This window comes from Amorphus orientalis (assembly GCF_030814015.1).
Classification (GTDB): Bacteria; Pseudomonadota; Alphaproteobacteria; order Rhizobiales; family Amorphaceae; genus Amorphus; species Amorphus orientalis.
In genome coordinates this window covers 38,911-64,173 of sequence record NZ_JAUSUL010000008.1, presented here as the reverse complement: position 1 = coordinate 64,173, position 25,263 = coordinate 38,911, and the positions used below count along the sequence as shown (strand labels likewise).

31 protein-coding genes are annotated in these 25,263 nt (G+C 59.3%); 22 read left to right on the top strand and 9 right to left on the bottom strand.

The genetic code is table 11. The annotated features are described in order from the left end of the window. Positions 1–101: 101 nt before the first annotated feature. The 7 genes from J2S73_RS21220 to J2S73_RS21190 form a co-directional block, all read right to left on the bottom strand. Complete coding sequence (locus J2S73_RS21220; RefSeq protein ID WP_306887709.1) at positions 102–833, bottom strand: hypothetical protein; 732 nt, start codon at positions 831–833, stop codon at positions 102–104. A gap of 85 nt (positions 834–918) precedes the next feature. Further along, the gene (locus J2S73_RS21215) at positions 919–2,418 is read right to left on the bottom strand and encodes an SNF2-related protein (RefSeq protein ID WP_306887708.1); all 1,500 of its coding nucleotides are present in this window, start codon (positions 2,416–2,418) and stop codon (positions 919–921) included. Further along, positions 2,415–2,714, bottom strand: coding sequence for a PDDEXK family nuclease (locus J2S73_RS21210; RefSeq protein WP_306887707.1), 300 nt, complete (start codon positions 2,712–2,714; stop codon positions 2,415–2,417). Before J2S73_RS21210 ends, J2S73_RS21215 begins: the two co-directional genes overlap by 4 nt. Before the next feature lie 22 nt (positions 2,715–2,736). Beyond that, positions 2,737–4,749 (bottom strand): hypothetical protein, encoded by a 2,013-nt coding sequence (locus tag J2S73_RS21205; protein ID WP_306887706.1) that lies wholly within the window; start codon positions 4,747–4,749, stop codon positions 2,737–2,739. A 26-nt stretch (positions 4,750–4,775) separates the two neighbouring features. Next, positions 4,776–5,618 (bottom strand): ssDNA-binding protein, encoded by an 843-nt coding sequence (locus J2S73_RS21200; RefSeq protein WP_306887710.1) that lies wholly within the window; start codon positions 5,616–5,618, stop codon positions 4,776–4,778. Between the two features lie 15 nt (positions 5,619–5,633). Then, positions 5,634–6,803, bottom strand: coding sequence for a DUF2800 domain-containing protein (locus J2S73_RS21195; RefSeq protein WP_306887705.1), 1,170 nt, complete (start codon positions 6,801–6,803; stop codon positions 5,634–5,636). A gap of 132 nt (positions 6,804–6,935) precedes the next feature. Then, on the bottom strand, positions 6,936–7,388 hold the full coding sequence (locus tag J2S73_RS21190; RefSeq protein WP_306887704.1) for a hypothetical protein: 453 nt from the start codon (positions 7,386–7,388) through the stop codon (positions 6,936–6,938). Between the two features lie 115 nt (positions 7,389–7,503). Here J2S73_RS21190 and J2S73_RS21185 point away from each other — a divergent pair, with 115 nt between their 5' ends. The 13 genes from J2S73_RS21185 to J2S73_RS21125 all read left to right on the top strand — a co-directional run bounded on the left by J2S73_RS21185 (position 7,504) and on the right by J2S73_RS21125 (position 17,483). Beyond that, complete coding sequence (locus J2S73_RS21185; RefSeq protein ID WP_306887703.1) at positions 7,504–7,998, top strand: hypothetical protein; 495 nt, start codon at positions 7,504–7,506, stop codon at positions 7,996–7,998. A gap of 14 nt (positions 7,999–8,012) precedes the next feature. Then, a complete protein-coding gene (locus J2S73_RS21180; RefSeq protein ID WP_306887702.1) occupies positions 8,013–10,481 on the top strand; it encodes a bifunctional DNA primase/polymerase in 2,469 nt (822 codons plus the stop codon). Between the two features lie 23 nt (positions 10,482–10,504). Further along, the gene (locus tag J2S73_RS21175; protein ID WP_306887700.1) at positions 10,505–11,176 is read left to right on the top strand and encodes a hypothetical protein; all 672 of its coding nucleotides are present in this window, start codon (positions 10,505–10,507) and stop codon (positions 11,174–11,176) included. Between the two features lie 1,921 nt (positions 11,177–13,097). After that, on the top strand, positions 13,098–13,226 hold the full coding sequence (locus J2S73_RS21170; protein WP_306887699.1) for a hypothetical protein: 129 nt from the start codon (positions 13,098–13,100) through the stop codon (positions 13,224–13,226). A gap of 17 nt (positions 13,227–13,243) precedes the next feature. Further along, positions 13,244–13,525: a hypothetical protein gene (locus J2S73_RS21165; RefSeq protein WP_306887698.1), complete on the top strand. Its 282-nt coding sequence runs from the start codon at positions 13,244–13,246 to the stop codon at positions 13,523–13,525. Positions 13,526–13,548: 23 nt separating this feature from the next. Further along, complete coding sequence (locus J2S73_RS21160; RefSeq protein ID WP_306887697.1) at positions 13,549–13,881, top strand: CCDC90 family protein; 333 nt, start codon at positions 13,549–13,551, stop codon at positions 13,879–13,881. A gap of 104 nt (positions 13,882–13,985) precedes the next feature. Continuing rightward, complete coding sequence (locus J2S73_RS21155; protein ID WP_306887696.1) at positions 13,986–14,159, top strand: hypothetical protein; 174 nt, start codon at positions 13,986–13,988, stop codon at positions 14,157–14,159. 13 nt (positions 14,160–14,172) lie between these two features. Next, positions 14,173–14,634, top strand: coding sequence for a hypothetical protein (locus J2S73_RS21150; protein ID WP_306887695.1), 462 nt, complete (start codon positions 14,173–14,175; stop codon positions 14,632–14,634). 39 nt (positions 14,635–14,673) lie between these two features. Continuing rightward, positions 14,674–15,459, top strand: coding sequence for a hypothetical protein (locus J2S73_RS21145; RefSeq protein WP_306887694.1), 786 nt, complete (start codon positions 14,674–14,676; stop codon positions 15,457–15,459). A gap of 46 nt (positions 15,460–15,505) precedes the next feature. Continuing rightward, a complete protein-coding gene (locus J2S73_RS21140; RefSeq protein WP_306887693.1) occupies positions 15,506–16,162 on the top strand; it encodes an antirestriction protein ArdA in 657 nt (218 codons plus the stop codon). Positions 16,163–16,199: 37 nt separating this feature from the next. Then, a complete protein-coding gene (locus J2S73_RS21135; RefSeq protein WP_306887692.1) occupies positions 16,200–16,478 on the top strand; it encodes a hypothetical protein in 279 nt (92 codons plus the stop codon). 46 nt (positions 16,479–16,524) lie between these two features. Continuing rightward, positions 16,525–17,352 (top strand): hypothetical protein, encoded by an 828-nt coding sequence (locus tag J2S73_RS21130; protein WP_306887691.1) that lies wholly within the window; start codon positions 16,525–16,527, stop codon positions 17,350–17,352. Then, a complete protein-coding gene (locus J2S73_RS21125) occupies positions 17,352–17,483 on the top strand; it encodes a hypothetical protein (RefSeq protein WP_306887690.1) in 132 nt (43 codons plus the stop codon). The genes J2S73_RS21130 and J2S73_RS21125 overlap by 1 nt, the downstream gene beginning before the upstream one ends. Before the next feature lie 79 nt (positions 17,484–17,562). On the opposite strand, the gene J2S73_RS21120 is transcribed toward J2S73_RS21125, so the two are convergent. Together J2S73_RS21120 and J2S73_RS21115 are read right to left on the bottom strand one after the other, a co-directional pair. Further along, positions 17,563–18,087 (bottom strand): hypothetical protein, encoded by a 525-nt coding sequence (locus J2S73_RS21120; protein ID WP_306887689.1) that lies wholly within the window; start codon positions 18,085–18,087, stop codon positions 17,563–17,565. Between the two features lie 564 nt (positions 18,088–18,651). Further along, positions 18,652–20,376, bottom strand: coding sequence for a flagellar hook-basal body complex protein (locus tag J2S73_RS21115; RefSeq protein WP_306887688.1), 1,725 nt, complete (start codon positions 20,374–20,376; stop codon positions 18,652–18,654). Between the two features lie 520 nt (positions 20,377–20,896). Between J2S73_RS21115 and J2S73_RS21110 the strand changes: the two genes are divergently transcribed. The 9 genes from J2S73_RS21110 to J2S73_RS21070 are packed head-to-tail and all read left to right on the top strand — an operon-like array spanning position 20,897 to position 25,074. Then, positions 20,897–21,409, top strand: a complete 513-nt coding sequence (locus tag J2S73_RS21110) for a nucleoside triphosphate pyrophosphohydrolase family protein (protein WP_306887687.1) — start codon at positions 20,897–20,899, stop codon at positions 21,407–21,409. Further along, positions 21,409–21,885 (top strand): hypothetical protein, encoded by a 477-nt coding sequence (locus J2S73_RS21105; RefSeq protein WP_306887686.1) that lies wholly within the window; start codon positions 21,409–21,411, stop codon positions 21,883–21,885. Before J2S73_RS21110 ends, J2S73_RS21105 begins: the two co-directional genes overlap by 1 nt. Then, positions 21,886–22,110 carry a hypothetical protein gene (locus tag J2S73_RS21100; RefSeq protein WP_306887685.1) on the top strand — a complete coding sequence of 75 codons (225 nt, stop codon included), beginning with the start codon at positions 21,886–21,888 and terminating at the stop codon, positions 22,108–22,110. After that, a complete protein-coding gene (locus J2S73_RS21095) occupies positions 22,107–22,553 on the top strand; it encodes a hypothetical protein (RefSeq protein WP_306887684.1) in 447 nt (148 codons plus the stop codon). Before J2S73_RS21100 ends, J2S73_RS21095 begins: the two co-directional genes overlap by 4 nt. Next, positions 22,550–23,338 (top strand): hypothetical protein, encoded by a 789-nt coding sequence (locus J2S73_RS21090; protein ID WP_306887683.1) that lies wholly within the window; start codon positions 22,550–22,552, stop codon positions 23,336–23,338. The genes J2S73_RS21095 and J2S73_RS21090 overlap by 4 nt, the downstream gene beginning before the upstream one ends. Beyond that, positions 23,331–23,708 (top strand): hypothetical protein, encoded by a 378-nt coding sequence (locus tag J2S73_RS21085; protein WP_306887682.1) that lies wholly within the window; start codon positions 23,331–23,333, stop codon positions 23,706–23,708. The genes J2S73_RS21090 and J2S73_RS21085 overlap by 8 nt, the downstream gene beginning before the upstream one ends. A 39-nt stretch (positions 23,709–23,747) precedes the next feature. Continuing rightward, positions 23,748–24,605 (top strand): hypothetical protein, encoded by an 858-nt coding sequence (locus tag J2S73_RS21080; RefSeq protein ID WP_306887681.1) that lies wholly within the window; start codon positions 23,748–23,750, stop codon positions 24,603–24,605. Next, positions 24,605–24,892: a hypothetical protein gene (locus J2S73_RS21075; protein ID WP_306887680.1), complete on the top strand. Its 288-nt coding sequence runs from the start codon at positions 24,605–24,607 to the stop codon at positions 24,890–24,892. Before J2S73_RS21080 ends, J2S73_RS21075 begins: the two co-directional genes overlap by 1 nt. Next, positions 24,889–25,074, top strand: coding sequence for a hypothetical protein (locus tag J2S73_RS21070; protein WP_306887679.1), 186 nt, complete (start codon positions 24,889–24,891; stop codon positions 25,072–25,074). The genes J2S73_RS21075 and J2S73_RS21070 overlap by 4 nt, the downstream gene beginning before the upstream one ends. Positions 25,075–25,263 lie beyond the last annotated feature (189 nt).

Below are 25,263 nucleotides of genomic sequence, written 5' to 3'. Positions count from 1 at the left end.
ACCCCCTGAAACGCCACCGGAAAATCAAGATATTGAAAATCAAAGACAAATAGATTGGCTGAATTGGCCGGTACCATGGCCAATACCATGAACGAGAGGGTCTAACCCAAGCGGTCCAGAGAACCAACCAGCTCATCTACCACGTTCTGGATCGGCATGAGTACCTTCCCGCCCATCAGACATTTCTTGCCCGAGTGCTTCACGGGTGCCGTGATGAAGGGGCCGCGGGGCTCTCCGAATTCCTCGATCCATTCACTCGGCAGAACGAAGAGGTCGATCGAGGTCGGGCCGGTGCGAAAGACGCCGAGGGCAATTCCATTACGATGTTCATTCGGAACCTCGAAGTGACCGCTGTCGCCCTCGCCGTCGCGGTAGGGGCAGACCATAATCTTGCGCTGCTTGGCACGGAGAATCGCATAGAAGTCGATCCAATCGGGATCGCCGTCCTCGGGGAAGGCGCAATACCCGCCGGACATCTGAATGAAGCCGACGACGATGTTGGCCGCTCCGTCATCTGAAAGAAGGCGGGATTTCCGCTCGGCCGACGGGACTTCGCTCTCCAGGCCGAAGGCAAGCCAGCCATCGTCCACATGGAGGAGCTTCGCCAGGGCTGACAGGGTTTTAGGGCGAGGGATGGCAATACCAGAGTGCCATTTACGAACTGCTTCGCCTTTTACGGATATGTTAAATCTCGATTCCAGATTATCACGAATCCAAACAAGCCGGCCCTTCTGCATCGGTGGGCACTGGGAATAATTATCGCATGCCGTCTTGAAGCGCTTGGCAAACTCTGGGTGAGCCGGGGCGGTATTTTCTGGGACTTCCTGGGACATCGTTGAACACTCTCTCACGCCAAATTATGTGCTTGACATAAGCCATGCGGAGATAAGTGTCAATTTCGAAAGTGATTCGGCACTTTTAATTTGTAAGATGAAGCCGCACCGAGTTGAGGATGCGGTCCTGCGTCGCCCCGCGTTCGGACAGGAGTGGTAAGATTTTCTCGTCGTAGGTTCCCTCGGCGACGATGTGATAATTGAAAACCGTGTCTCTCTGACCCCGCCGATGAAGTCGCTTGTTGAATTGCTGGTATAATTCGAGGTCGGGCGTGAGCCCGTACCATACCGAAATACTACCTCCGTATTGAATATTTTGCCCATGGCCGACGGAGGCCGCGTGAGCAAGCATCAATCCAATATCACCATTATTCCAACGAGTCTTCGTCTTCCTAACGTCGCCCTCACCAAATACAACGGCCCTTTTGAAGGCTTTGCGGATGCGCATGAGGTCAAATTTGAACGAGTAGGCGACCAGAACAGGAGCGCCATTGGCGTCTTCAATGAGTGCTTCGAGGGCTTCTAGCTTCTTGTCATGAATCCAGACGTCCTTGCCGTCCTCCTGATACATGCTGCCGTTTGCGAACTGGAGGAGCTTGTTGTGTAGAACGCCGCGGTTCACCGCCTCTACGTCATAGACCTCCGAGACCAGCTCGCGTTCGAAGCGCTTGTACTCCTGGAGAACCTTTCGGGGTAAAGTCACTTTCACCGTCTGGTCGATCCGCGGGGGGAGCTGAACGACGTCCTCCTCGCGCAGGGAGAACATGATGTCCCCCAGGCGGGCCATGATGTCTTCTTCCGCACCATCCTTCGGCTCGATCTCCCAGCGCATGTAACCCTGGTTGAACCATCGGTCTTTGAACGCCTTCATGCTGCGGCCGAGGCGCTTCCCGCCATCAGCGACCTTAGCCAGCCCCCAGAGGTTCATGATGCCCTTCGGGGCGGGGGTGCCGGTCAACAGGATGCAGCGCGAGATGAATGGCCGGGCCTTCACGGCGACGCCGAAGCGGGTCAGCCGCTTGAGCTTGGTCTTCATTTTCGCGTTTTTGAACATCGACGCTTCGTCGACGACGAGTACGTCGTAGGGCCAACGCTTTCCGCGTCCGAAATACTCCCAGACCCACGGGAGCATTTCGCGATTGATGATGTGGATCTCGGTGTCCCGGCGGATGAGGCGGCGACGCTTCCACTCCTTGCGGCGCGTACTCATGCGCTGGGCGTAGGCGGCCGCTTGATCAATCGGGAGATCCAGAGCGTCCCTTGCGAACTGGTAGTCATCCCGGCGCGCGTCTGCGATGTCATCGTCGTCGTCCTCGGCCCGGACCAGTGTCCAGGTGAGGTCCCGCAGATGCTCCCATTCCTCGAACTCGTCGGGCCATGTGGCCGATGCGACCAGGAGCGGCGCAACGACCAGGACCTTGTTGACTTTCCGATCGTCGAGGAGGTCAAGGAGGGCGGTCAGAACGATGACGGTCTTCCCAGCCCCCATCGGGAGCGCCAGGATGATCGTCCGTAGGCGCTTCACCTTGTTGACGAAGCGGATCTGAGGACGCAGGAGGTCCGATCGCTTCCGCGGCGCCTTCATATGATGTCGGCGTCCGATCGGGCGGGGTGCTTGCCGCCCAGGATACGGATACCGTCCTCAATCGTATCGACGGCGTGGACCTCAACGCCGTGGCTCTTGAGGCGATGGATCTCGCGCGCCTGGGCTTTATTGGGTCGCTTTCCGGTCTGCTTGAATTCGATCAGAACCACTCGACCGGCTTTGGCAAAGAAGCGATCCGGCCCGGAGATGCGACCTGCCCACTGTAGCTTTCGGACGATCCAACCGGTTGACTGTGCGTGTCTGCAAACCGCTCTTTCGATGTAGCTTTCGAGCATAATAACCCCTTAGAAGTGTAATTTATACGACAGGCTCAAAGAAGTTGATCTGCTCTAAGATCGATCGAGCTTCCCGGATGTACCAGTTGTAGTCGAGGTCATCTGGAAGTCGGTCGGGTATTTCCATTAGAGGGCGGGCGCCCTGTGTTCTCGGGACACGATTGCTGTTCGTCTTATAATGGATGCATCCCTCAACGGAGGTGGAGTAATACCATCGGATTGCTTTTCCGAGGTATTCGGCGTCGGAGGTGTCGAATGCGACGCCGGGTTTCAGGACCCGACCGTTTTTTCCGTACCGGGGCACTTCGGTTTCGCGGACGTTCCAAACGGCGCCGCCGTTCACAGTGCGAACCGTAAGGAACTTTCGGACGTCCTGGCACGAGCGGATCGTCTTGGAGACCGGAACCCCTTCGGTGATGTATTTGACCACAGCGTCGATGCAGATCTCGTTCTCGGGGTTCTTCGCGATACCAGCTTTGGCGTAGTACCCTTTGGTCTTCACCCCATCCCCGTCCGGCTTAACGGCGATGTAATTGTTCACATTGGCCGAGTAGAGCGCGGAATATGGCGTCTCTTCGGTCCCGAAGCCGGTGTCCTCTTCCCACTCCCGGACGATGTCATTCATCAGGTCCACGTCGGACTTTGGGCAACGGATGACGATGCCGTCCGTGTTCGCGCTGACAACGGGTACGCCCTCCCCCTCCAGGCGCTCGATCAGCATCAGGAGGGAAAGCTGGCCGGTGACCGTCGTCTGGATGAGGAGGTCTGGGGCGAAAAGGACCGAGAACTGGGAGCCGAATTTTCCAAAGCTCCCGTTGATGACGATCTTCAGAGTGTCCGAGGTGGCCGTTTCCGTATCGAGGCGGCTCTTGAGTTCACTGAGACGACTCAAACCCTCCGGGTTTGCCTTCTCTTCGGCCTTGATCTCGGCCTTCAGAGCCCCCGCGGCCTTCTTCGCTTTGAGGCGTTTGTTTACGATCCCCCGATAGACCCCCATGAACGCCAAGCCCATCTGCTGGGGCGCGAGGTCCAGGTTCATGATGATGTAGGGGTAGTAGGAGGTCACATCGCGGTCGACGAGGATGTGGTCCGCGTCCGCAAGGTGCGAAACTCGCTCCTCAGAGCTATGAAGCCCACCGATGCCCATCCGATAGACGCTGTCACCGATCGAGATCCTGGCTGCCTTGAGCGCGTCCGGGAGCACGACCTTGCCACCCGGAGAGAGGCGGAAGTTACTTTCCTTGATCAGCCGCAGGACCGAGCGTAGCTCCGGATGCTTGAACTTGATGAAGCTCGGAACGCGATAGCGGAACGACAAGCCAGTGCGAAACCTCGGTTTCTGGAGCCGCTTACCAAGGCGCTTTTCGACCTGCGATCGGATCACTGTCTCAGCGATCTGGGCATCTGACTTCGAGCGGAGGTCTGTCCCATATTCCTCGCTCATCCGGGCGCGCAGAGCGAGCTGCTGAGGTAGGCTGTCGAAAAGGAGCCCGGTGGCGTCCAGGTCGTTCACGCAATAGGTGTAGGTCTCTTCAATTTCTTCGTCTGAGAGTGTTTTGCCGGGGTCGTAGGGCAGATCCTGCATCCGTTTCCCGTGCAGGCGGCCGTTGTAGATTTTCAGGCTGGCTTGGCCCGGCGCGACCTCAATGAGGTCAATGTGATCAATCCGCTTGGGGCACTGGATCTCGAACGCCTCTTCGACCTCCCAGGGGCGCATTTTCTCGACGATGACGGCGTCGGCAAGCCGCTTGATCTCGGCGACCGATCTACCGTCGATCGCCGCGGCGATGAGGAGCATGTCGAAATTGCGGGAATTGAAGCCGACGGTGCGTTTCTTACTGACGAAGCGGCGCAGTCGGCGGCGGTCTTCCTGGGACAATCGGCTGGTCGTCTCGACCGACCAGACGCGGCCGTCACTCTTCCTCTTGGCGGCAAAGAGGAAGTAGTTGGGGTAGGTCTCGGTGTCGATGAACTCGACTTCGCGATCGAGGGTATAGGGAATCATCATCAGAACTGCGTCGGGCTCCCAGGTCACCTGGGAGCCCGCTCGCGCATCTTCAATCAGATGTCGTCGTCATCGTCGTCGCGGCTGCGACGGCGGCTGCGACTGTTCCGGGATGGGCGGTCGACGTCATCATCGTCATCGTCATCATCCCGGGATCGGCGACGGGAACGGGGCTTCTCATCCTCGTCATCATCCTCGTCATCGTCTCGGGACCGGCGACGGGAACGGGAACGGGGCTTCTCGTCGTCATCGTCGTCCTTGGAGCGGCGGCGACGGCGGGGCTTTTCATCCTCCTCGTCGTCATCAGCGCGGGAACGACGCCGGGTCGACTTGCCGTCATCCTCATCGTCGTCGATGTCGTCGAATTCATCCGGGTCGGGCGGAGCGGCGCCGAAGGCGTCGCCGTCGCGACGGAACCGAACGGCCTCCAGGCTGGCGTTGACCCGTTTGCCCCATTTGTTGTCCTGCCCCCAGACACGGATGATGGCGTCCACGTAGCAGCCCGAGTAGAGGACGTTGTCGGCCTCGACGACCTCCACCTTGTCCCGATCGAGGGTCAGGGGCTTCTTGGCGTTGTTGGCCGAGACAAACATCATGCCTTCGTAGCCATCATATTCGGTGTCACTGCCGTCGCGGAGGCAGAGCTTGTCCTCCTTCAGCTTCGGCGGGCCTTTGGGCCACTTTATCGCCTTGGCCTCATCCATCGCGGCCTCGACCAGATCCAGGTTCCGCTGCCCCGATTTCGTCTCGGGGTCGATCAGGAAGTTCGCGTTGAACTTGGGCTCGCCCTCGCCGTCGCCAAACGCCTGGGCTCGGAAGAGGTGGGCGAACGACAGACGGACGTCCTTGAGCTGGACGCGGCAGGGGTCATTTTTCTTTCGATCACTCATATCGTGCATCTCCACTTTAAAGTGCTATTCATCGTCAAAAAGGTCGATGAGCGGCGTGATTGCTGGGCGGGAGTCGTGTTCCGGGACCAGGGTCGGCTTGGGTTCGCCGGTCTCGATCTCGTCTGACAAGCGCTCCCAGATCCGCGGAGGAAGCTCCTTCTCGACCTGGGCAGGGCTCTTTAGTTTCCGTGTAAAGGCATCGTCTTCGCCCAGGAGACGAACGAGGCGTTTCTGGGCTCGCTCTTGCGCGCGCCATTTCCTCGGCGGGCGCCGCCCCTCGACCAACTTTTGGCCAGGGGTCGGCCGTCCCATGCGCGCATCTTCCATCGCCTCGGCTTCGAGGCGCTGAAACCACCGGTCAATGAGGGGCTTGTTCTCAAGCAAGTAGCGCCGCTGCTCCGGCGGCATCAGGTGGAACGGCTTCGGCGGAAGGTCGTGCGCGACGTCGTGGTCCAGATTGTCGAAGTCATCGATAATCGTGCGGAGCATGTGCTCATCATGCGCTTCACACTTCCGAGCCTTTGCGCCCGGGCAGTAGAGGCACCAAGGCCCTGGCGTCGCCTTCGGGTTACGCGCCTCGGTCGCCTCGGCGGCAAACTTCATCTGCACACCGAACTCAAGCAGGTCTTCGAGGGTCGTATCCCAGATCCCACCCCCATTCGGCACACGAGGCTGCCAGACGATGAGCCGGAAGTCGGTGACGGACGTCATGTGCCGGGCGATCTGGTCCCAGAACCCAAGCGCGTAGAGCTGGAGCTGGAAGTTCATGACCGGAGAAACAGGCACACGCCCGAATTTGTTGTCCCAGATCGTGATGCGGCGGCGCCCGATGATGCCGATGTCCAGCGTGCCGAATTGCCCTGGCATCCAACGATCGAGCTTCACGCGCTTCTCGACGAAGAGCTTACCGGGGATGTCTTCGACCCGGTCGATGCCTTCGGCGATCATCTCGGCGGCGGCCTCGTCGATCTCGATCTCGAACTCGCCGCGGGTGAAGGTCTTTCCGACGAAGGAGTAGGGGTCCCGCTCCTTGACGAGGCACTTCTCCATGATGTCGTGGAAGACGTCGCCTTCGGAATTCGCCTCCGTCCGATCGTCGTAGCCGTGCTCCTCCTCCATGTTCGGCGCGAGCGCGCAATGCCCCCAAATGGAGGCTGACGAGGGGGCAAGACGGGCGTGAGGCTTTTCCGCCATTTAGGTCGCCTGATCGAAGGTCTTCTGGTGAAGGGCATCGCCAGATGGCTGGGAGGGTCGGGGCTGGGGACCGCCCGGCGTGCCCTTCGCCGGAAGACCCTCTGGGGAAACCAGAGGGCCCCGGGCTGACGATCAGACGTCGTCGTCGTCCTCGCCGTCCTCGACCGGCGTCCACTTCTTGGCGGTGCTTTCGAGGGTGTCGAGGGCCTGACGGCGGTAGGCTTCGTCGATCGCGGAGAACTTGTCGGCCTCGTACTCCTCGGCGATCTTCTTCACCGCTTCGCGGCGGGCGAGGTGGTCGGCGTCGCTCTCGGCGGCCTCCAGGAAGTCCTTCGCCTTGGTCTTCATCTCGGTTTCGGTCGGCGCCTTGGTGCTCTTGGTGGAGCTGTTCCGGCTACCAGCCGGGCGACCGCGGCCACGCTTCGGGGCCTCCGCGGCGTCACCGTCACCGTCCGAGCCGCTGCTCTTCTTCGAGGTGCCCTGAGCGGCCATGCCGTCCTTGGCCTTCGCGGTGATGGTCCGCAGCATTTCGGTGTTTTCGCGCAGGGCTTCGGTGTGTTCGCGCAGGGCTTCTTCGAGGCTCATTTCCGTTCTCCGTTTCAGTGGGTCGATGTCCGGTGTTCGGTCGATGGACATTGACATATCACTTAATAAGTGAAATTGGAAAGGGGAGAGTGATTATTTTTTTCGGAGACCGACGATGAAGACGTTGACGAGGCTGGGTAGTGCGCCGGAAGCCCTGGCCGTTGTGCTGGTCCGCAACCTCCCGCACTACGTGGAGAAGGGACGCCTCGACGAAGAGGCCGTCGCACGAGATATGCAGGTAAGCACGGCAAATGTGCTTCGGATCGTCGACACAAGTCAACTGCTGAGCCGTGATGTCCCCGCCCTTCTGGCGCTGCGCGACTCCACACTCACCGAGGCGGTCCTGGCGCCCTACGTCATGGACGGCCCGGACTACGTTCCCCGGCTTGTGGATGTCCTGACCGAGAACCTGCCGGAGCACATCAGCCGCCACCGCAAGGGCTCGATTCGCGTGGCCGCGGTCGCCGGGGCTCTCGGCTATCACGCGGAGACGCTGCGCAAGGCGTTCCGCCGCAACCGCATCTTCGGCCACTACGTGACGCCGCTCTGCAACCTGCCGGGCTCCACTCTGACCCCTGAAAAGCTCGCCCCCTACGTCCGCACCGAATAGGCAGGCCACGCCCGATGATTAAGGACGCGAAGCGTCTTATTCGGGCCGGCTTTGCTGTTCATCTGCTGCGGAAGAAGTCCAAGGCACCAGTCAATGAGAACTGGTCCAAGGCTCCCCGTCTGTCCTACGACCAGTTCTGCCGGCGCTACAAAGAAGGCCATAACATCGGCGTCCGCCTCGGCGAGCCGTCGTTGGTCGACGGGCTCTATCTGCACGTCATCGACATGGATATCCGTGTTGATGAGGCCGAGGACGACGCGTATGCGGCGCTGCACGACCTGTTCCCAGGCGTAGACCTGGACGAGCTGCCGACGGTCAAATCCGGATCGGGCGGCGCGTCGCGGCATTTCTATTTCGGCACCACAGAGCCCTTCCCGTCCAAAAAGCTGGCCAAGAGCAAGGACACCTTCGTCGATCGCGAGGGGAAGAAGCACCGCGAGTGGGAAATCGAGCTGTTCGGCACCGGCAAGCAGGTCGCGCTGCCGCCAAGCATCCACCCGGTGACCGAAAAAAAATACCGCTGGTTGGTCGAGTTCGACGAGATCGACGGACTGCCCGAGATCGATGCCGACCGGATCGCGGATCTGATCTACGGCGACGACTACGACCCGTACTCAACCGACATTGAGCCTTTGGGCCTCACGATCGAGGAGGCTGAGGCGTATATCGAAGACCTCGACGCGAACTATTGGTGCGAGGACCGCGACGGATGGCGCAACCTGGGGATGGCGCTGAAGCATGAGTTCAGCGACGACCCGGAATTAGAAGCCGAAGCGTTCGATCTGTGGTGCGACTACTCCAAGCGAAGCGAGAAATATGAGGCTGACAAAATGAAGGGCCAGTGGCGGTCCTTCAAAGGCAGCACGCACCACCCGATCACCATGCGGACCATCGTCAAGTTCGCCGAAGAACAGCGATTGATTGGCGCATTTGATGACGATGACTATGACGACGACGACGACGACGACGACGAAGAGACCGAGGCGGAGCCGGTTGAGGACGACGGAGCCCCGCGGCTGAGCGATGACGAGATCATTGCTCTTTTTGACGATGAGGTGGAGCCCGGGGAGGAGGTCGTTGTCGTTGAAAAACCTTCCACGCGGACCAAGCCATCCGACCCAGGCGAGCGCCACGCCGAAGCCGTTCGGAAGGTCCTGGCGCAAGGCATCCCGGAGCGTCTTCTGAGTATCCCCGGCGCCCTTCAAGACGTCGTCGAATACTACAACCGCACGGCCTATCGCCCCCAACCTCAATTTGCCGTCCAAGCCGCCCTCGGATTTGGCTCTGTCGTCCTGGGACGCAACTGGTCATCGGACCAAGACAACTTCACCAGTCTTTATCTGATGGGCCTTGGGCGGACCGGCAGCGGCAAAGAGCACATCCTGACGACCATCCAGAAGCTGCTCGAAGCTTCGCGCCTGGACAGCCTGATTGGCCCGAAGACCTACTCCTCCGAGGCCGGTGTGCTCTCCAAGCTAATAGATTACCCGCGCCACATCGCTTTGTCGGACGAGATTGGTCGCTACCTCGCCTCTGCCCGCAATTCCGGCAACGCGAACAAACTCGACATGCAGAGCGCACTGATGGAGGCGTTCGGCCGCCTGGACGGGATATTCCAGGGGATTGCGTACAGTTCCCGGGGGATGACAAAGGAACAGAGCGACGCCCAGTCGAAAAACAACAAGATCGTCCGCCCAGCCTTGTCCCTAGTTACAATGTCCGTGCCGCAAAAATTCTACGAGGCGCTGGGCGAGGGCGACGTCGCGGACGGCTTCCTGAACCGGTTCCTGATCGTAGAGAGTCCCATTGGACGGCAAAAGACCCGACGGATTGTGAGGGCAGAGAAGTGGGTCTCTGACCGTCTGATTAAATGGGCGCGTAAGCGCGCATGGGCCACGCCTGGGGAGGACGGAGAAGACGACATCGACTTCACGCTCCTGAACGACCCCACCACGGCGCCCGAGCCCAATGTGATCCCGTTCAGTGATGAGTGTCAGCTACTCCTCGACGAGATGGATGACGAGGTCAATGAGCGGATGGATCGGTTGGAAGCAAGCGGCATGGATGCTCTCTATGCCCGCACCCGCGAGATCGCGATGCGCGTGGCCGTGATCGTCGCGATTAGCTGCGAAAGCGACCAGATCGAGCTGGAGCACCTGAAGTGGGCGAGGGATTACGTCTTCTTCTACCACGATCGCATGGCGAAGCTGTTCATCGACAATCTCGGCAAGGACGCGACCGAGCGAGCCGGCGACTCCGTCGTGCACTACCTGGAAAAGAAGGGTGATGAGGGGGCGCCTGAGCACAAGATCAGGGACGCTCTACGACCGTACTTCAGTGGCATGAACCTCCAGCAGCGCCGGGAGGTCTTCGATCGGCTTATAGCCGATCGACGGATCAGACCCGTCGAGAAGACAGGCTCCAGGGGAAAGAAGGGCAACCGGTTCGCGATCATACGAAGGCCGGGTCAAAAACGCACGTAGATCATCAACCAAGGAGAAATCTGATGAATAAGCTGCAAGATTGGGCCAAAAACATCAATCTAACGAAAGAGATCAAACGGATCTTGAAATATTGGATCTCTGACGGAACGATCGATTGGCGTGAGTACCCGAACACTCTTCGAAAAACTGCAACCCTCGATAAGCGCGGCCTCATTTTTATCGATTTTCGTATGCATTTCGATAGGGAGTATCAGCCGAGCGAAGAATTCGAGCCCGATGTTTTCGGCAAGATCTACGGGGGTTTCGAGATAACCCATGATGAGTCCGAGGATTATATCCGCGGCGGCTTCGAGTGGTTCGCGCATCCGGAAAAGAAGGTCATGTTGTCCCTCCATACACTCTCACTGGAGTACGCAAGGCCGCTTGCTGACTGCAAGATGGTGCGCAGTATGACGGGCGCTGATGAAGTTGATCCGGAAATGATCGCGCGCGTAAAGGCGACTGGCGATGAAGTGGTGAAATACCTTCATCAGAAGGGCAGCGACGCTTCCCGCGGGGAGATCAAGAGAGCCCTTAGATCCTTCTTTTTTGTGAACCTGCCCTACTCAAAGCACGAAGAAGTTTTCGGTCGGCTGATTGTGGACCGCCGCATCAAGGAAACCGGGCGGGATTCATCGGACGGTCGCCACTACGCTCTCGGGGAAATGGAAGACGCCGCCCTCGTCGACGCGTGACCAACCCGACAATCTGACCTGACCGAAGAGCCCCGCCATTGAGCGGGGCTTTTCTTTTGTGGGCCACACAGGAGCCTACTGAGCGCCTTTGAGGGTTGAGGGCTCTCTGATGCCGGATTGCCGCTGAAGCTCACAGGTGGGCTCCCCTGCGCCGGGAAACGGCATTCTAGGCTGCCGGGTGTCCCGTGGCGCGCAGATACCTCGCCAACACCCCCTCAGATCAACACAGAGGCCCGTGTGTGGCCATCGCGGGCGCCGGGCGACCGGTGACGGGTCCGAGGCTCGACGCGCCTGGGCGGCCTCCCTGTGATGGAGGCGAGAACTGGAGGGGTGCGGTTCCAGCGACCGGTGGCAGGGGTGAGAGGCAAGCGTGCGATCGCCGGAACCGCAGTGGGTCAAGAGCACAGCCTAGCGGCCGGTGTCAAAATCCCGGTGGGGTCTACACGACAGGGGGCGACCGGCTGCGGCCCTGCTATCTGAAGAACGGGGGCGCGCGGTTCATCTTGGCTGACAATCGCGCGGCCCCGTCGCCCGCTCCGCCCCGAAGGCTGACGCCTCTGAAGGTCCGATGGACCATCTTCGCGAGCCAGTATCCAAGGGTGCGGTCCCGGTAAGCCGGGGCTGCGTGGGGCTGTGGCAACTACCGGGACCGCGGGTAGTGAAGTGCACAAACCGACAATTTCAGCCAATTTATAATCAGCTAATCGACGTTCTGTGCCCCTAAACGGTCGTTCAGTCGGATCAAGATGTCAATCTCGGCGCCGCGCGACGGGCTGACGATTAATTCGGCGGCCCGCATTTAATTTTCGAGCGCATTTTCCGGAAATTCGGTTGATCTGCGAGTGATTAAATCGGTGAGACGAACTGGGACTACGACCAACGATTTCTGCGATTTCGGCCTGTTTTCACCCCCGAATTGGCTTCACCCGGCAATTACCCGGGGTACCCGGCAGTTTACCCGGCAATTTACCCGGCAATTTTAGAGGGTTAAGTTATTGAAATCGTTGAGTTATTAGAGAAATTGCCGGGCGTTTTTGCGCACCCCCCGTTCCCCTGGGGGGAGTGAACCCCTCACGACGAGAGGGACCCGGTAATATGATACCGTTTCACCACAGGGTCTCCGAAGTTACCCGGCAATTACAGATAAGAGATAGAAAACTCTTTATATTCATATACTTAACTCTCGAAAATTGCCGGGTAAATTGCCGGGTAAATTGCCGGGTAATTGCCGGGTGGCGCCCGGCAATTTCGCCCATCGAAAATCATCGGAATTTTTTCTGAAAACTCTCAAGCTCCGGGGTCGGTGCTCCCCCGCGGTACACCCGAATCCCAGGAAGGACCCCGAGCCACCCGGTCACCCGGCACATCCGAACGCCCATCCAATGCCAACCCGTGCCGCCCGGTCCCGCTGCGTCCCACCTAATCCCGCCACGTCTCAGCCGCGCACCTGATCCAACGCGATGGTCATGTCCCGACCCGTCCGCATTACTCCCGGACAGTCCCGTCCCGTGCCACCCGATGACTGCAACAACCTGCACACCGGCCACCGCTATGCACGGTTGAATATAGCGGTGAGCGGAGCAATTCCCGCCGCATCCCGTACCGTCCTGTTTCGTGTCACCTAAAGCCAAGCCGTGCCAGCCAACAGAGCGCCGACCGGTATGCACGCTCGAATATAGCGCTCGATACAAGGCGCTATGCGCGCTCGAATATAGCGGTTTTCCCGACTAGTCCCGTCAGATCCCGCCACGTCTCGACCGCTCGACCGATGCGACGCGCTGACCGGGTCCCGTCAGATCCCGCTAGATTTCAGGTGGTCCCGATCCGTCGCTTTTCTTCGTAAAAAGACTCTTTTTGGTTGCTAAGACTCGCAAAAAGAGTCTATAAAGTAATGGTCAAGACGAGATGAGGGATTGAGCAAATGACGCACCTCACCAAATCAGCCGCGCGGGCGCTCTTGAGTGACCTTAACGAGGTCAAGCGCCATTCGGAATTGCAGGCGCTCAAGTCGGCCGGTGTGCGCGTCGTGCGCATGTCTGACATAAAGTAGCTTTCGAGGGTAGGGCGATGAAAATCGGCAGCGTCGAAATCACGCCAACGTCTAAAGGCTGGACGATTCACGGCATCGGCGGACGGACCATCGCCAACTTCCGGCATGATCGCACGCTAGAAAGAGCGGTCGCCCTGTCGTCGAATGGTTGGGACTTCGTCACGGTCGACCCGTCAGACGACTTGTTCGCCGCTATCGAGACACGCGGGCGCGCGTTGCTCCGGCATTCAAAGTCGCTTTCGAGGGGAACGACGAGGGCCTACGCGCTCGAACCATTCGCCGCGTTCCTCCGGCATTGAAAGTAACTTTCGAGGGTATGACGATGGTTTACGCATTCGACTCGCTGTCCTACGCAAGGCGCCTTGAAGCGTCCGGCATTCCGCGCGACACTGCAAACGCCCATGCTGAAGCGGTGCGCGATTACATCATGTCGGACCTTGTCACCAAGTCGGACCTAAACGCCACGGCGGACATGTTGCGTCGGGATATGGATCAATTGCGCCTCGACATGGTTGCAGCAACAGACCGCTTGCGCGCCGACGTGGCTCACAAGTCCGACAAGCTCGCCCTGCAACTGACGGTCCGCCTTGGCGGGATGATCATTGCCGGGGTTGCGGCTTTGGGCTTCGTGCTCGCCTACCTCGATAAGGTCTGACCGGGCCGACTTTCTAAGCCGATATGCCACTTTATAGTTGTCATTCGGCCGGTCATGTGAGACATTCACACTTAGAAAGTGACTTACACCTAAGAGGTAAGGCAATGGGCAATTTCACGATTGGCGACAGTGTCCAGGTTGATCCGGGGACGGATCTATGGATGAGCGGCGACCGGTTCGGCGACGTGGTCAAAATCGGCCGCAAATGGGTTCACGTCCGGATGTATTGGAGCGGCCGAACGCTCCGGATCGCACCCGACTTGCTGACGCTGAATTAAGAGGGCCGAACCGATGCCGAAATATACTGTCACCATTGGCGCGGATCTTCGCTGCTATCACGAGACCGAAGTTAAAGCGGACTCCCCTGAAGCGGCTAAGACTGCGGCTATCATGGAAATGCAAGACGAAGGGGATTTAGCCGCGACCAATTGGAATTGGAGTCCGGAATGCGTTCAAGGCGAGATTTCGCTGTCTGTTGATGATGGCGATTTCGTCGACGTGCCAAGCTGGCATGGTCCCGGCTTCAATGACCTTATCGCCTTGGTCCGTGAACTCGCGAAGGCCAGCACCACGGCAGACGAATTCGAAGCGGCGCGCAAGGCATCTTCTGACGGCATTGCGTGGATTAATGGCGTCGGCTGCGAAGATCTGGACGGCTACCGCTCCGAAATCGGCGACGAACGGCTAGGCGCGGCGCTTGCCGAATTCGAGACCATGATTCAGCGCGCCCGCGACTTGGTCGCGGATCGCTAAGCACCTTTCCGGTGCAAGTAACTTTCGGAGATTGGGAAAATGGGCGTTGACCTGAAAACCACTTACGGCTGGCACCGTCAGAACGGCAAAGCCGCTCGTGAGGCTATCGAGCGCGCACGGCGGGACGTTATCGACGGCGCGTCGCGTTATCCGTCACGGGGTGGCGTGATCAACCCGCCGTTCAAGCTTGGATCGCGGACTCTCCGATGGATCGAAAAGCCAAGCGCGGCGGGATTGCGGTTTGTCGGGTATGCCGACGACGTTTGCCGCTCAATCCGGCATACCGGATGGTTCACGGATAACGACCAATCGGAAACCGTCCGGGGCGTGGTCTACCGGATACCGGCTCGCAATGGCGTTGAGTGCTTCGTTGCCGGCTATGACAACGACATCAACGGCAGCGCGGACGCGGACGGTCCCGCCTGTATCGAGTTTGACGTTACAGACGAGGAATACACCGCCGCGCGATGGGCTGACGGTCTGGCGGAGATGATCGCCGAACGTGAGCGGGATCATAGCTCCGCCTGGAGCGCTGGCTTGCGTGTTGCGGAAAACCGCGCCGAAATCGCCGACATGCGCGAGACCGTCAAGGCACTGCTGGCCGAACGTCGCGAGATCCGCGCGACCGTCGACCCGGTCAAGGTCCCGACCATTTGCGCGAGCCTGAAAGAGCGCGTTTCGCGGTTGCTCGACGATATTCGGGACAAGCGGGAAGAAAACGAGCGGCTGGCCGATGGTGACCACGTCGACGACGGTTGCCCCGGCTTCTATTCCGGAGACGAAAGCTTGCGCGCATCGTTCGCCGAAGGACTCGGCGCGTCTTAATCAGCGACGCACCTTTGCAGTGAAAATAACTTTAGAGGCTAAACCAATGCGCATTTATGTTGCCGATCTTGCGGCCTACAACAACGGAATCCTGCACGGCAAATGGATCAACGCGACAGACGATGTTGCGGACATGTCGCGGGAAATTTCCGACATGCTCAAGGCGTCGCCCTGCCCGAACGTCATGCGGGAAGATTGGATTTGCGACGATTGCGGCGAGACCAAGCGGCGCACCCTGTCAGACTTCGGCCCTAACCCGGTTCCGGAATGTCCGGAGTGCGGCGACCCGATGCGCCTTGTCGAGCGCTTCCGGTCGGCTGAGGAATACGCGATTCACGATCACGAGGGACTCGGCAAGCTTGGCGAATATGCCGGGCTCGACGAAGTCGCGCGACGCGCCACGATCGCCGAAGCGGCCGAAGATGCGCGGATTCCGGTTTCCGTCCTTATCGAGGCAATGAACGATTATGCCGATGATGATGAAGACGCGGAAGATTTCATAAGCGACCGTTACCGCGGTTGTTTCGATAGCTGGCGCGACATGGCGCAAGAATTCACCGAGGAAACGCACGATATGTCGGAGATTCCGGAATGGCTTCAAGGCCATATTGATTGGGACTCGGTCGCGCGTGACTTCCAGTGCGCTGGCGACGTCGTGGCCTATGTCGATGATTATCATCATTATTTCTTCTGGACGCATTGACACCTAAAAGGTGCAAGTAACTTTCGGAGCAAGCGCAATGTCGCAAGGCTACTTTATCCCGGATCTGGAGCCGGGCGAGCCGTCAGACGGACCACGGAATCCCGGTGAGCCGTGGCACCCCGGACTCATGGTCACCCGGAAACGCGCCGCGCGCGTCGCCGCGAAATTGTTTCCGACCGATATGGCAGACGGCACCGATTGCCGCGCTGAAGAGGGGCGGGAAGGTGAGCCTTGCCGGATCTGCGAACACAATAATGAGCAATGGGCGCAACGGGTTCGGCAGGTGCGCCGCGCCATGCTGACCGCGTTTTCCTGATCAATTAAGCACCTAAAAGGTGCAAGTAACTTTCGGAGTTATGGCAATGTCCGACTCGCTTATCGTCAAAATCCCGTTCTCCGGCTTTTATGAGTCGCTCTGGTCTGGCGAAATCGATTTGCAAGAGGAACAATTCGCCGAATACGAAGCAGAGTCCGACGACAGGCAAGAGGGGATCGCGCCTGAGTTGCGGCTTGACGCTGAGGAAATCGCCGAAATCTTGCTGAGGGTGACCGGTTATCCCGCCGCATTCGACGCGCTCGCAAAAGACTATGTGACCGCATTCGACGCATGGGCGGGTGATCAAATCGGCATGACCAAGCCAGCGACGCGGCAGCGCTATAATTGGGAAACGCGGGAATTCGAGACGGAAGATTATCGCGCCGACTCGCTTGGTCTGACCTTCGAGTCCATGTCGTCGCCGCAATTCTACAATTTCGAGACTGATCGGATTTTCTGTCACGTTCCCACCGACACCGTGAAAGCGCTCTTTCTCTTGAGCAAACGGGACGGCCACGAAAAGCTAAAGGCGACGATTGAGGAACGGTGCACGAGCCGGAGCGGCTTTATCTCGTTCTATTCGAGTGACCTTGCCGACTGGCTGGCAAAGCCGGTCGAGCAATGGGACCATAACGAATTGAGCATTTTGCTTGTCGCGGTGTGTGGCGAGCCGGACGATATGGACATTTATCACATGCTGCCCGACGAGGCGGGTTATCACGCATGGGAATCCGCCGTCGATTGGGTGGAATATGACCTGCGCGTTGCGGCGATCCGTGAGGAAAAGATTGCCAAGCTTCGCGAAAGCAACCCGGAATATGATCCACCTTATCGTTGTCCGGCAACTCCGGATCTTTTCGAGGGTGCACGCTAATGGAACGCTTCGTTATTATCGGCGTGTCGCTCGTGTTCTATGTGATACCAGAGATGATCCGCGATTTTTCGGTCGGCCCGCTTGTCGTGTATGCGGTCGGCATGTGGTTTATCTGGCCATGGTTCCGCTAACCGGCTGACCGGCTGAAACGAAATAACCCCGCTCTAGCGTTAGAGCGGGGTTTTCTGTGTCTGGAGTATCGCGGCGACCCTATGCGGCTTCTAGGGCGCGCTCCAGTGCCTCGATGCGCGCCACGCAACCGGCCAGCACGTCGACCAGCGCGGCGGGTTGATCGGCGAACCGGGAAAGGAATTTCCGCGTTTCGTCGAATGTCTCCAGATAAGCGGTGTCGAGGTTGACCGGCTCACGTTCCGGCTTGCGGCGACGGTGCGCCTTGACCTCGACAAGCTGGCCGCGCCGATAGGCAATGAACACGTCCACAATGGCTTTGCGGATTTGCGCGGCGCGGTCGGTGCGCGAAAGAGCGGCGATCACGAGCGCTTGCCCCTCGTTCAGATAGTAGGATTTTCCGGGCCGTCCGCGCCTGCCGGTATTTTGCTGCGTCGTGCAGCAAATTCCGCCATGTAACTCTAGCTCTGCCAGATTGCGCGCGATCAGCGTCCGGATTTCACGCGGGCGGGACCACTGGAGCCGGTCGGCAAGGTCGAGATCGCGGATTCGCGGCTCGCCTTCCACTTCGGCGACGGCAGAAACGGGAATGCGGATATCAGTCATTTGGGGATGTTCCTTGGTTGATGCGCCACGCTGCTAATCGTGGCGGTTCGGCAACGGCGGGTTAGCAGACCGCAAGGAACAAAGCGGCAAGCCGTGAGGCTTCCCGCCGCGCCGAACCATAGGGAACGCGATTGCGTCCTTAGTCCCCATAGCATGACGCGCCTTTATCTTTCGAGCGGTCATCAACCCGCGACGCATCAAGAGCGATGCGACGACTCGCAATGTGCCGAAGATAAAACGCGCGGTCAATCAGTAACACAAAGAAAATATAACGCAACAGAAAAGTGCAATCGGCTAATATCGCACTTTTTATCAAATTATTTCCGAATATTCGGAAGTATTAATGTTTTCGCATCGTTCGAGGTTGCTTTTTTTTGCCAGGATTGGCCGGCTTTGTCAATCTCCATATCCCGATAATGACAGATCTGTTACCTCAAAACTTGAGAATCAAAACTGGCATTCCCGTTACCTCAGGACTCCAGAATCAAAACGCGGAAATCAATTACCTTGGATCTTGAGAATCAAAACCGATCGCCGCGTTACCTTCGAACTCCAGAATCAATTCTATCGTTTGAGGTTCATCAGGACTTCCAGCAACTCGTTTCCGGTCTGAAAGACCTTCGAGTTGCTGGTGTAGCTCCGCTGGGCGACGATCATCTCCGTGAACTCGGTCGCGAGGTCGACGTTGGACTGTTCCAGGGCGCCCGAGATGATCTCGCCGTTGCTCCCCTCGGTCGGAAAGCCGACCATGATGTCGCCCGAGTTGAGCGTCGTCTGGAACACGTTGCCAGCCATCTGTTCGAGCTTGTCGGGGCTCGGCACGTCGGCGAGCGGGATGCGATAGACCGGGATCTTCGAGCCGTTGTCGTAGACGGCCTGGACGGTGCCGTCAGCACCGATCTCGACGTCAGAGACGGTGCTGGCCGCGTTGCCGTTCACATCGGCCTCCAGGGGCGTGTAGTCGCTCTTGAGCTGCGTGAGGTCCGCGATGTCGAGCGTCATCGGTTGCCCGCCAGGGATCGGGAGCGTCATCGTGGTCGCGGGCGATGTCAGGCCGGTGTTCGGGTCGATGTCACCGGTCAACTCGCCCGTTGTCGCATCGAACGTCACCGTCTGCGTGGCGAGCGGATCGGTAGAGTAGGGAAAGCCTCCGGTCACCGGGTCGGCGTCGGCCTTGTTGAAGGTGGTGATCTCCCATTGCTCCTCGGTCACCTTCGTCATGTAGACGTCGACGAGCACCGTGCCGCCCAGATTGTCGTAGGTCTCGATCGAGGATTTCGTCGTGTAGGCCGAGTTGATGGCGTTGTTGCTCGGCAGGTTGCCGTTAATCTCCGCCGACAGTGCCGTGGTTGGATCGGCGGTCTGCGTGATTCCAGTGATGTCGAACTCGACGACCTGCTCAACAGCTCCGGCATTGTAGAACTCAAAGCCAATGAAATCCGGTGAGTTCAGGTCCCCTGTCACCGGATCAAAGCTGAGAATCACGTTGTCCAGATGATCGGGGTCACCGGGAGCGAGCTTGTCGGCACGTGTATATGGGAAACCGCCTGCCGTACCATCGGCGTCGTTGAACGTGGTCATTTCCCAGGTATTGGGGCCGAGTTTGTTGAAGTAGATATCCAAAGTAATCGGATTGCCGAGGTTGTCCTCGATCGTTACGGAGGTGGTGGAATTGTAGGTCGAGGCGGCTGAGTTGGCGCTTGCGGTGACGCCGGCCATTATTGGCTCGCCCCCACTGAGGTTCCCGATCAAAGAGGCCAGGGACGGCTTACGGGCGTCGAGGTTCGCGGTGAACGTGCCCTCTGTCGTCGGCGTTGCCTGCATATTCATGGCCGTCAGGTCGACTGGGACCATGTTGGCAAAGCCGTTTAGGACCGCGTTTGGGTTCTGCCCGCCGCTCACGTCGTAACCCATGAGGGTGAAGCCGGCTTGGTTCTTCAGAAGGCCGGTCGCACCGTCGACCTGGAAACCACCAGCGCGGGTCATGAAGGGCTGCCCCGAGGGGTCCTGGACAACGAAGAAACCGCTGCCGTTGATCGCGAGGTCGGTCGGCGACGTGGTGTAGATCCGCGGCCCTTCTTGGTTGATGGCGTAGCGGACATTGGTGACGACCGAGCCCGAGTTGTAGCTAGTCTTTGAGTTCTGCATCAGCAGGGAAGAGAATTCGGTCGAGGCGCGTTTGTATCCGGTGGTGTCGGCGTTGGCGATGTTGTCGCCGACCGTCGAGAGTTTCGTGGACTGCGCGTTCATCCCCGACACGCCTGTCCGCAGCATCCCGTATAGGCTCATAATAGGCTCCCGCTTATTCCCTGGGGAGTAAGCTCCCCGGGGCTTGCGCGGGGCTGGCCTTTAGCCGTCTAGCTCTTACCTTAGAACTTTATAATCAATTGAAATCAGGCGGCTTTTCCACCTGGGATTAACCGGAGGCCGCCACCGGGTGGCAGGTCTGGCGGCCTTGGCCCAACCACGTCGGGGAAGTGAGCCCCACATCCTTCGCCCTGGCGAGCTTTGCGTTTCACTGCGGGGTCGCGCCAGGGGCAGTCACGCGCCAGCGCCTCCAGGAGCCGATCGAGCGGGATATCCGAGCCGTGCTTATCGGCAAGGCGCGCGAGGCGGTATGACCCGTGCCGCCGACAGACGTGGCACGAGACCCGGACAACGACATACGGGTATTCCCAGAGGCGCATCTCCATGCTGTGGAGAAAGAGAACAAAAGCAGAATATGGTCAAGGGTCACGATTTTCACTTTTTCAGTTTGCATAGCACTTAAAAAGTGGTATTGACCGCATAATTGATTGGAGGACAGGCCATGCACACAGATGAGATGACGGATCAGGAGTTCTTGGCATACCGCGGGCTCCAGGCCGCCCAGAACCTCGCTCACGATACGGCCGTTGAAGCTGGGTGGTATCAGGACCCGGCCACCGGCCTGCCGATCGAGCGAAATTTCGGCGAGGTGATCGCGCTTATGCACTCCGAGCTTTCCGAGGCTCTGGAGGCCGACCGGAAGAGCCTCAAGGACGACAAGCTCACAGAACGCGACGGCCGCGAAGTGGAGTATGCCGACTTCGCGATCCGCGTCCTCGACACCGCGGCGGCGCGCAACTGTCGGGTGCCGTCAGCATTCATTGCGGTCACTCGGCTCCTGCAAGATTTCTCGCTTCAGGAAGTCCGGTTCGCCCTGGCGATCTTTCACATGCTGGACTCGTCAGGCAGTCGCGACCTCGACGTTGCGGGCGCCACCATCGAGAAGAACCGGTTCAATCAGGGCCGGGCCGATCACAAGCCCGAAAACCGGGCAAATGGTGGGAAGGCGTACTGATGGTCGCCTCTGCTGAAACCCGATGCAGTATATGCCCCGACCCGAAGCCGGCAGGTTGCCCCAACAAGGCCGGCTGCACCGCATACCTGAGCAAGCTCGGCTACGATGTGCGGGCCCTGACCGCGGCCGCCGTTCGCCGATGCGAGGGGCCGCGTCAGAAAGCGGCTGATCAGAAGCGTGAGGCGTTGGCTCGCCTCGCTAGCGCCCCGCTCAAAGCCTTCGCCGAGGGCATCCCGCCGGGTTTCCCCGAAATAACGCTGCGGCAGCTTTGTGTGCTGCGGTTGATCTTCCTGATGCAGGGAGAGAAGGGCGAGGGCGTGGTGGAATCCGAGATCGCAGCCAACGTCCGCTACCACGTTCATGCGCTCTCCTGGAAGAAGTACATCCGCGTGTCCGCGATCGGTGGATCGGCCAACAACGCCCGGATGTGGGAGGTCACGGACCTCGGACGTCAACTCGTCAAGGACCCGGAGTGAATGTACCTACCCCTTCGCCCCGGCAGCCCTCAATGGCGCGAGGAAGAAAAACGAAGAGAAGAGGCCGTCGAGCGGGATCGCGTTAGGGCGATGGAGCGCGTCGACCGGCTGGACGTTGCCCTGACATCGCTCTTGGAAGTTGCCGATCGGAGCGGCCAGGAGAAAACCCGCAAGCTGCGACGGGCCATTCGACTGGTGACCGAGCTTAGGATTGAATACGGATGACCGATACAATCGAAGACGTAACCACTACCGAAACCTCCGGGCCGCCCCGGTATTCCGTCCAATGGGCTGATATCGACGTCGGCGACGAGAAGACCCTCGGCGACTTGAAGACGGTCGAGGAGTGCGACGACGCACTGGCGCGTCTGACCCAGGCCATCATCACGATCGAGGGTCAGATCGAATTGTCTGTCAACGGCGTTGAGGACCGCTCCATTGCGTGGCGGGCCAAGGCCCGAAAAGCGCTCCAGTGGAAGAAGCACGCCCGTAAGTCTGTGGAGCAGCTTCGCGCCGAGTTGCGGTTCGAGCGGAAAGTGGCGGCCATCAACAACCGGGATCATCTCATCCTGGAAGAGTTCCGGGCGCTGCTGCCGGAAGACCAGTTCCTCAAGGTCCTGCGATCGGCCGCGGCCAAGAACCCCACGGCATTTGAGGTGCGGCGATGATCGAGCAAGAGCCCAGTGCCTATCTCTGGTCCGATGGAATGCTGACCCGCCATGACGTGCCGACGGCGCATGCGACCAAGGGCAAGCCTGAGCCCCTGTACCGGGCCGTGTCGACGGCTGTGATGTGGGCTGAGCCGTCGCCCGAAGACCTCGCGAAGCTTGAGGAAGTGATGCGGGAAGACTCGAAAGGACTCTACCTTGAGCCCGCTTCGTCGATGCCCACCGAGCCAGACGCCTACGCGCGTATCAAGGAGAGGTTGGGGGCGCAGCGCGACGAGTGCGAGAAGGAATGCGAGGACTGTCGGATGAAGGGCCTCACCGACATCGCCCACTCATTCTCGCAGAAATCGGAGACCTATAGGGACGCCCTCCGCATCGTAGACGAGGAATTTAAGGCGGATCGCACGGCAAATCGGGAGTGCGACACGCCGATCAAAAACAACCCCGTTGAATGGGTGAGGCTGCTTGAGGAAGAGCTGCGTGCCGGCGGGGCAGATACCTACAATGGATTCGCTGAAAGAATCTACAATACCGAGTTGATCAAAGCACGTTGTGACTTGGCGAGGGCCTGGACCAAAAAATGGGAGTGGACCCCAACGCTACACGGGTTCCGCGGCCCCTTCGGCTATCGGATCAGCGAAAATGAGGGTGTGTTCTGGCTGAGCCAACGCAACCCGGCCAAGCCCATGGGCACTGAGGTGATCTCAACCCATGACTCATTCGAACTCGCTGAGGAATGGGCGAAGCGTCACCACGCGGCGCGAAAGGGAGGTAATCATGCCTGATCGCGGTACCGGCCGAACGACGCAGCTCCTCCGCGAGGGCCTTCGTCACATTGTGGAGGGCCACAATGTCACCTTCATAGTCCCGAACCAAGTCGTCGGCGACTACGTGTTCGAGCTGGCTCAGCATCTGGCCTGGGAGGAAGGACCTCGGCTCCCGCTCCACGTCCCCTCGCGGACGGTCCTGATCGCGGATAACGGGGCGAAGCTTCGCGTCCTCAGTGCGCAACAGAACCCGATGGGGCGCCTGCATCCCGACTATCGAGTGGTCATTTTCGATCATTCCATGGATGAGTTCGTCAGCTTGGCGCCCTGGCTGCGCCGCATGCGGGAAGCGGCCCAGGACGCAGGGTTCACCGTTTATCTTTCCTAATAAGGCACCTTTTAGGTGAAAATAACTGGAGAATGTGCGATGCAGTTTCGGCCTATGCTCGCGGAAACGGCTGACCTATCGAAGCTCGTCTTCCCTCTGATCGCTCAGCCCAAATTCGACGGCATCCGGTGCGTCGTTCTGCCGGGCCTCGGGCCGGTAACGCGCACGCTAAAGCCGATCCCGAACCTCGAAATACGCGCGGCTCTCAGTCACCCGGACTTCCTGCACCACGACGGGGAGATCGTCACCTATACCGACGGCGCCCCTGACGAGCTGAACACCGTCCAGTCGAAGGTCATGTCGGCCGGAGGTGAATGGGACTTTTGTTTCCATACCTTCGACCATGTCGAGCATCCGGGCGATCCTTACCGGAGTCGATGGAGGCGTGTCACCGCAGGCCGTCGTGCGGAATGCGAACTGGTCGTCGACGCGGCCGAGCTGATCCAGTTCGAGGAAAATCTTGTGTCGGCGGGCTGGGAAGGTGTGATCGTCCGTCGCTCCGATGCGCCCTACAAGTTTGGCCGGTCGACGCTCAAAGAGGGCGCGCTCCTCAAGATCAAACGCTTCGTCGACGACGAGGCCGAGGTTATCGCCTTCGTCGAGCGCCGGCACAACACCAATGAACAGACCCGTGACGAGCGGGGCTACGCAAAGCGATCGACCGCGAAGGCAGGGATGGTCGGAACGGAGATGCTGGGCGCCCTGGTTCTTCGCTGGAAGGACGGCATCGAGTTCGAGCTGGGGACCGGGTTCACCCAGGCGCAGAGGTTGATCATTTGGGCCAACCAGCGCCGCTACCTGGGTCGTAAAGTGACTTTCAAGTACCAACGCACCGGCCCGAAGGGGGCACCCCTCCTGCCGGTCTTCAAGGCATTCCGATCTGTGGAGGACATCTGATGGAATATCCGCCGGGAATAGTTCCCCGCCAAGCCCCTCGGGAGAAGCTTGATCCCGAAGTCACTCCATATCCGCGGAAGTCGATGCTCGTCCGCATCGCCCCGAACCGCGACGACATGGAGCCCAACCTTCACTCGCCGGATGCCAAGTGGATTCGCATCGAAGGCATATCGATCCGCGAGTTTCGGAAGGTCAAGAGTGTGGCCGACCGCTACCTCCTTATCCGGGACAAGATCCCGGCGGGTTGGCATCCGATCGGCTTCGAGAGGAAGGGAGGGGCAAGATGACCCGTCGAGAGCTGAAGATCGTCCCGAAGTCGAACCCGAACGGAGAGGGGCGCTGGATCGACGCATCCGATGAATTGTCGGCGTCGATTGGCAGAGGAGAAAAGCTCTTCACGCGGCGCCCGCCCGAGATCCCCGATGATCATTTCCTTGTCGCGGTTCGGAGGAAGCAGGATGCTATCTGATGCCGTCGTTGCGGTCAGTTTCTTCTTGTCCGGTGTGTCGGCGAATTACTGCTGGCGGATGCTCAAGCGACGCACCCGCTACATCGTGAGCTATCGGGAGTACATCCGGGAGACTCCGGAGGAGCTATATAGGATGATCAAACGTCTTCGGACAGAGAACCAGTTGCTGCGGGGACGGATCGAGACCCT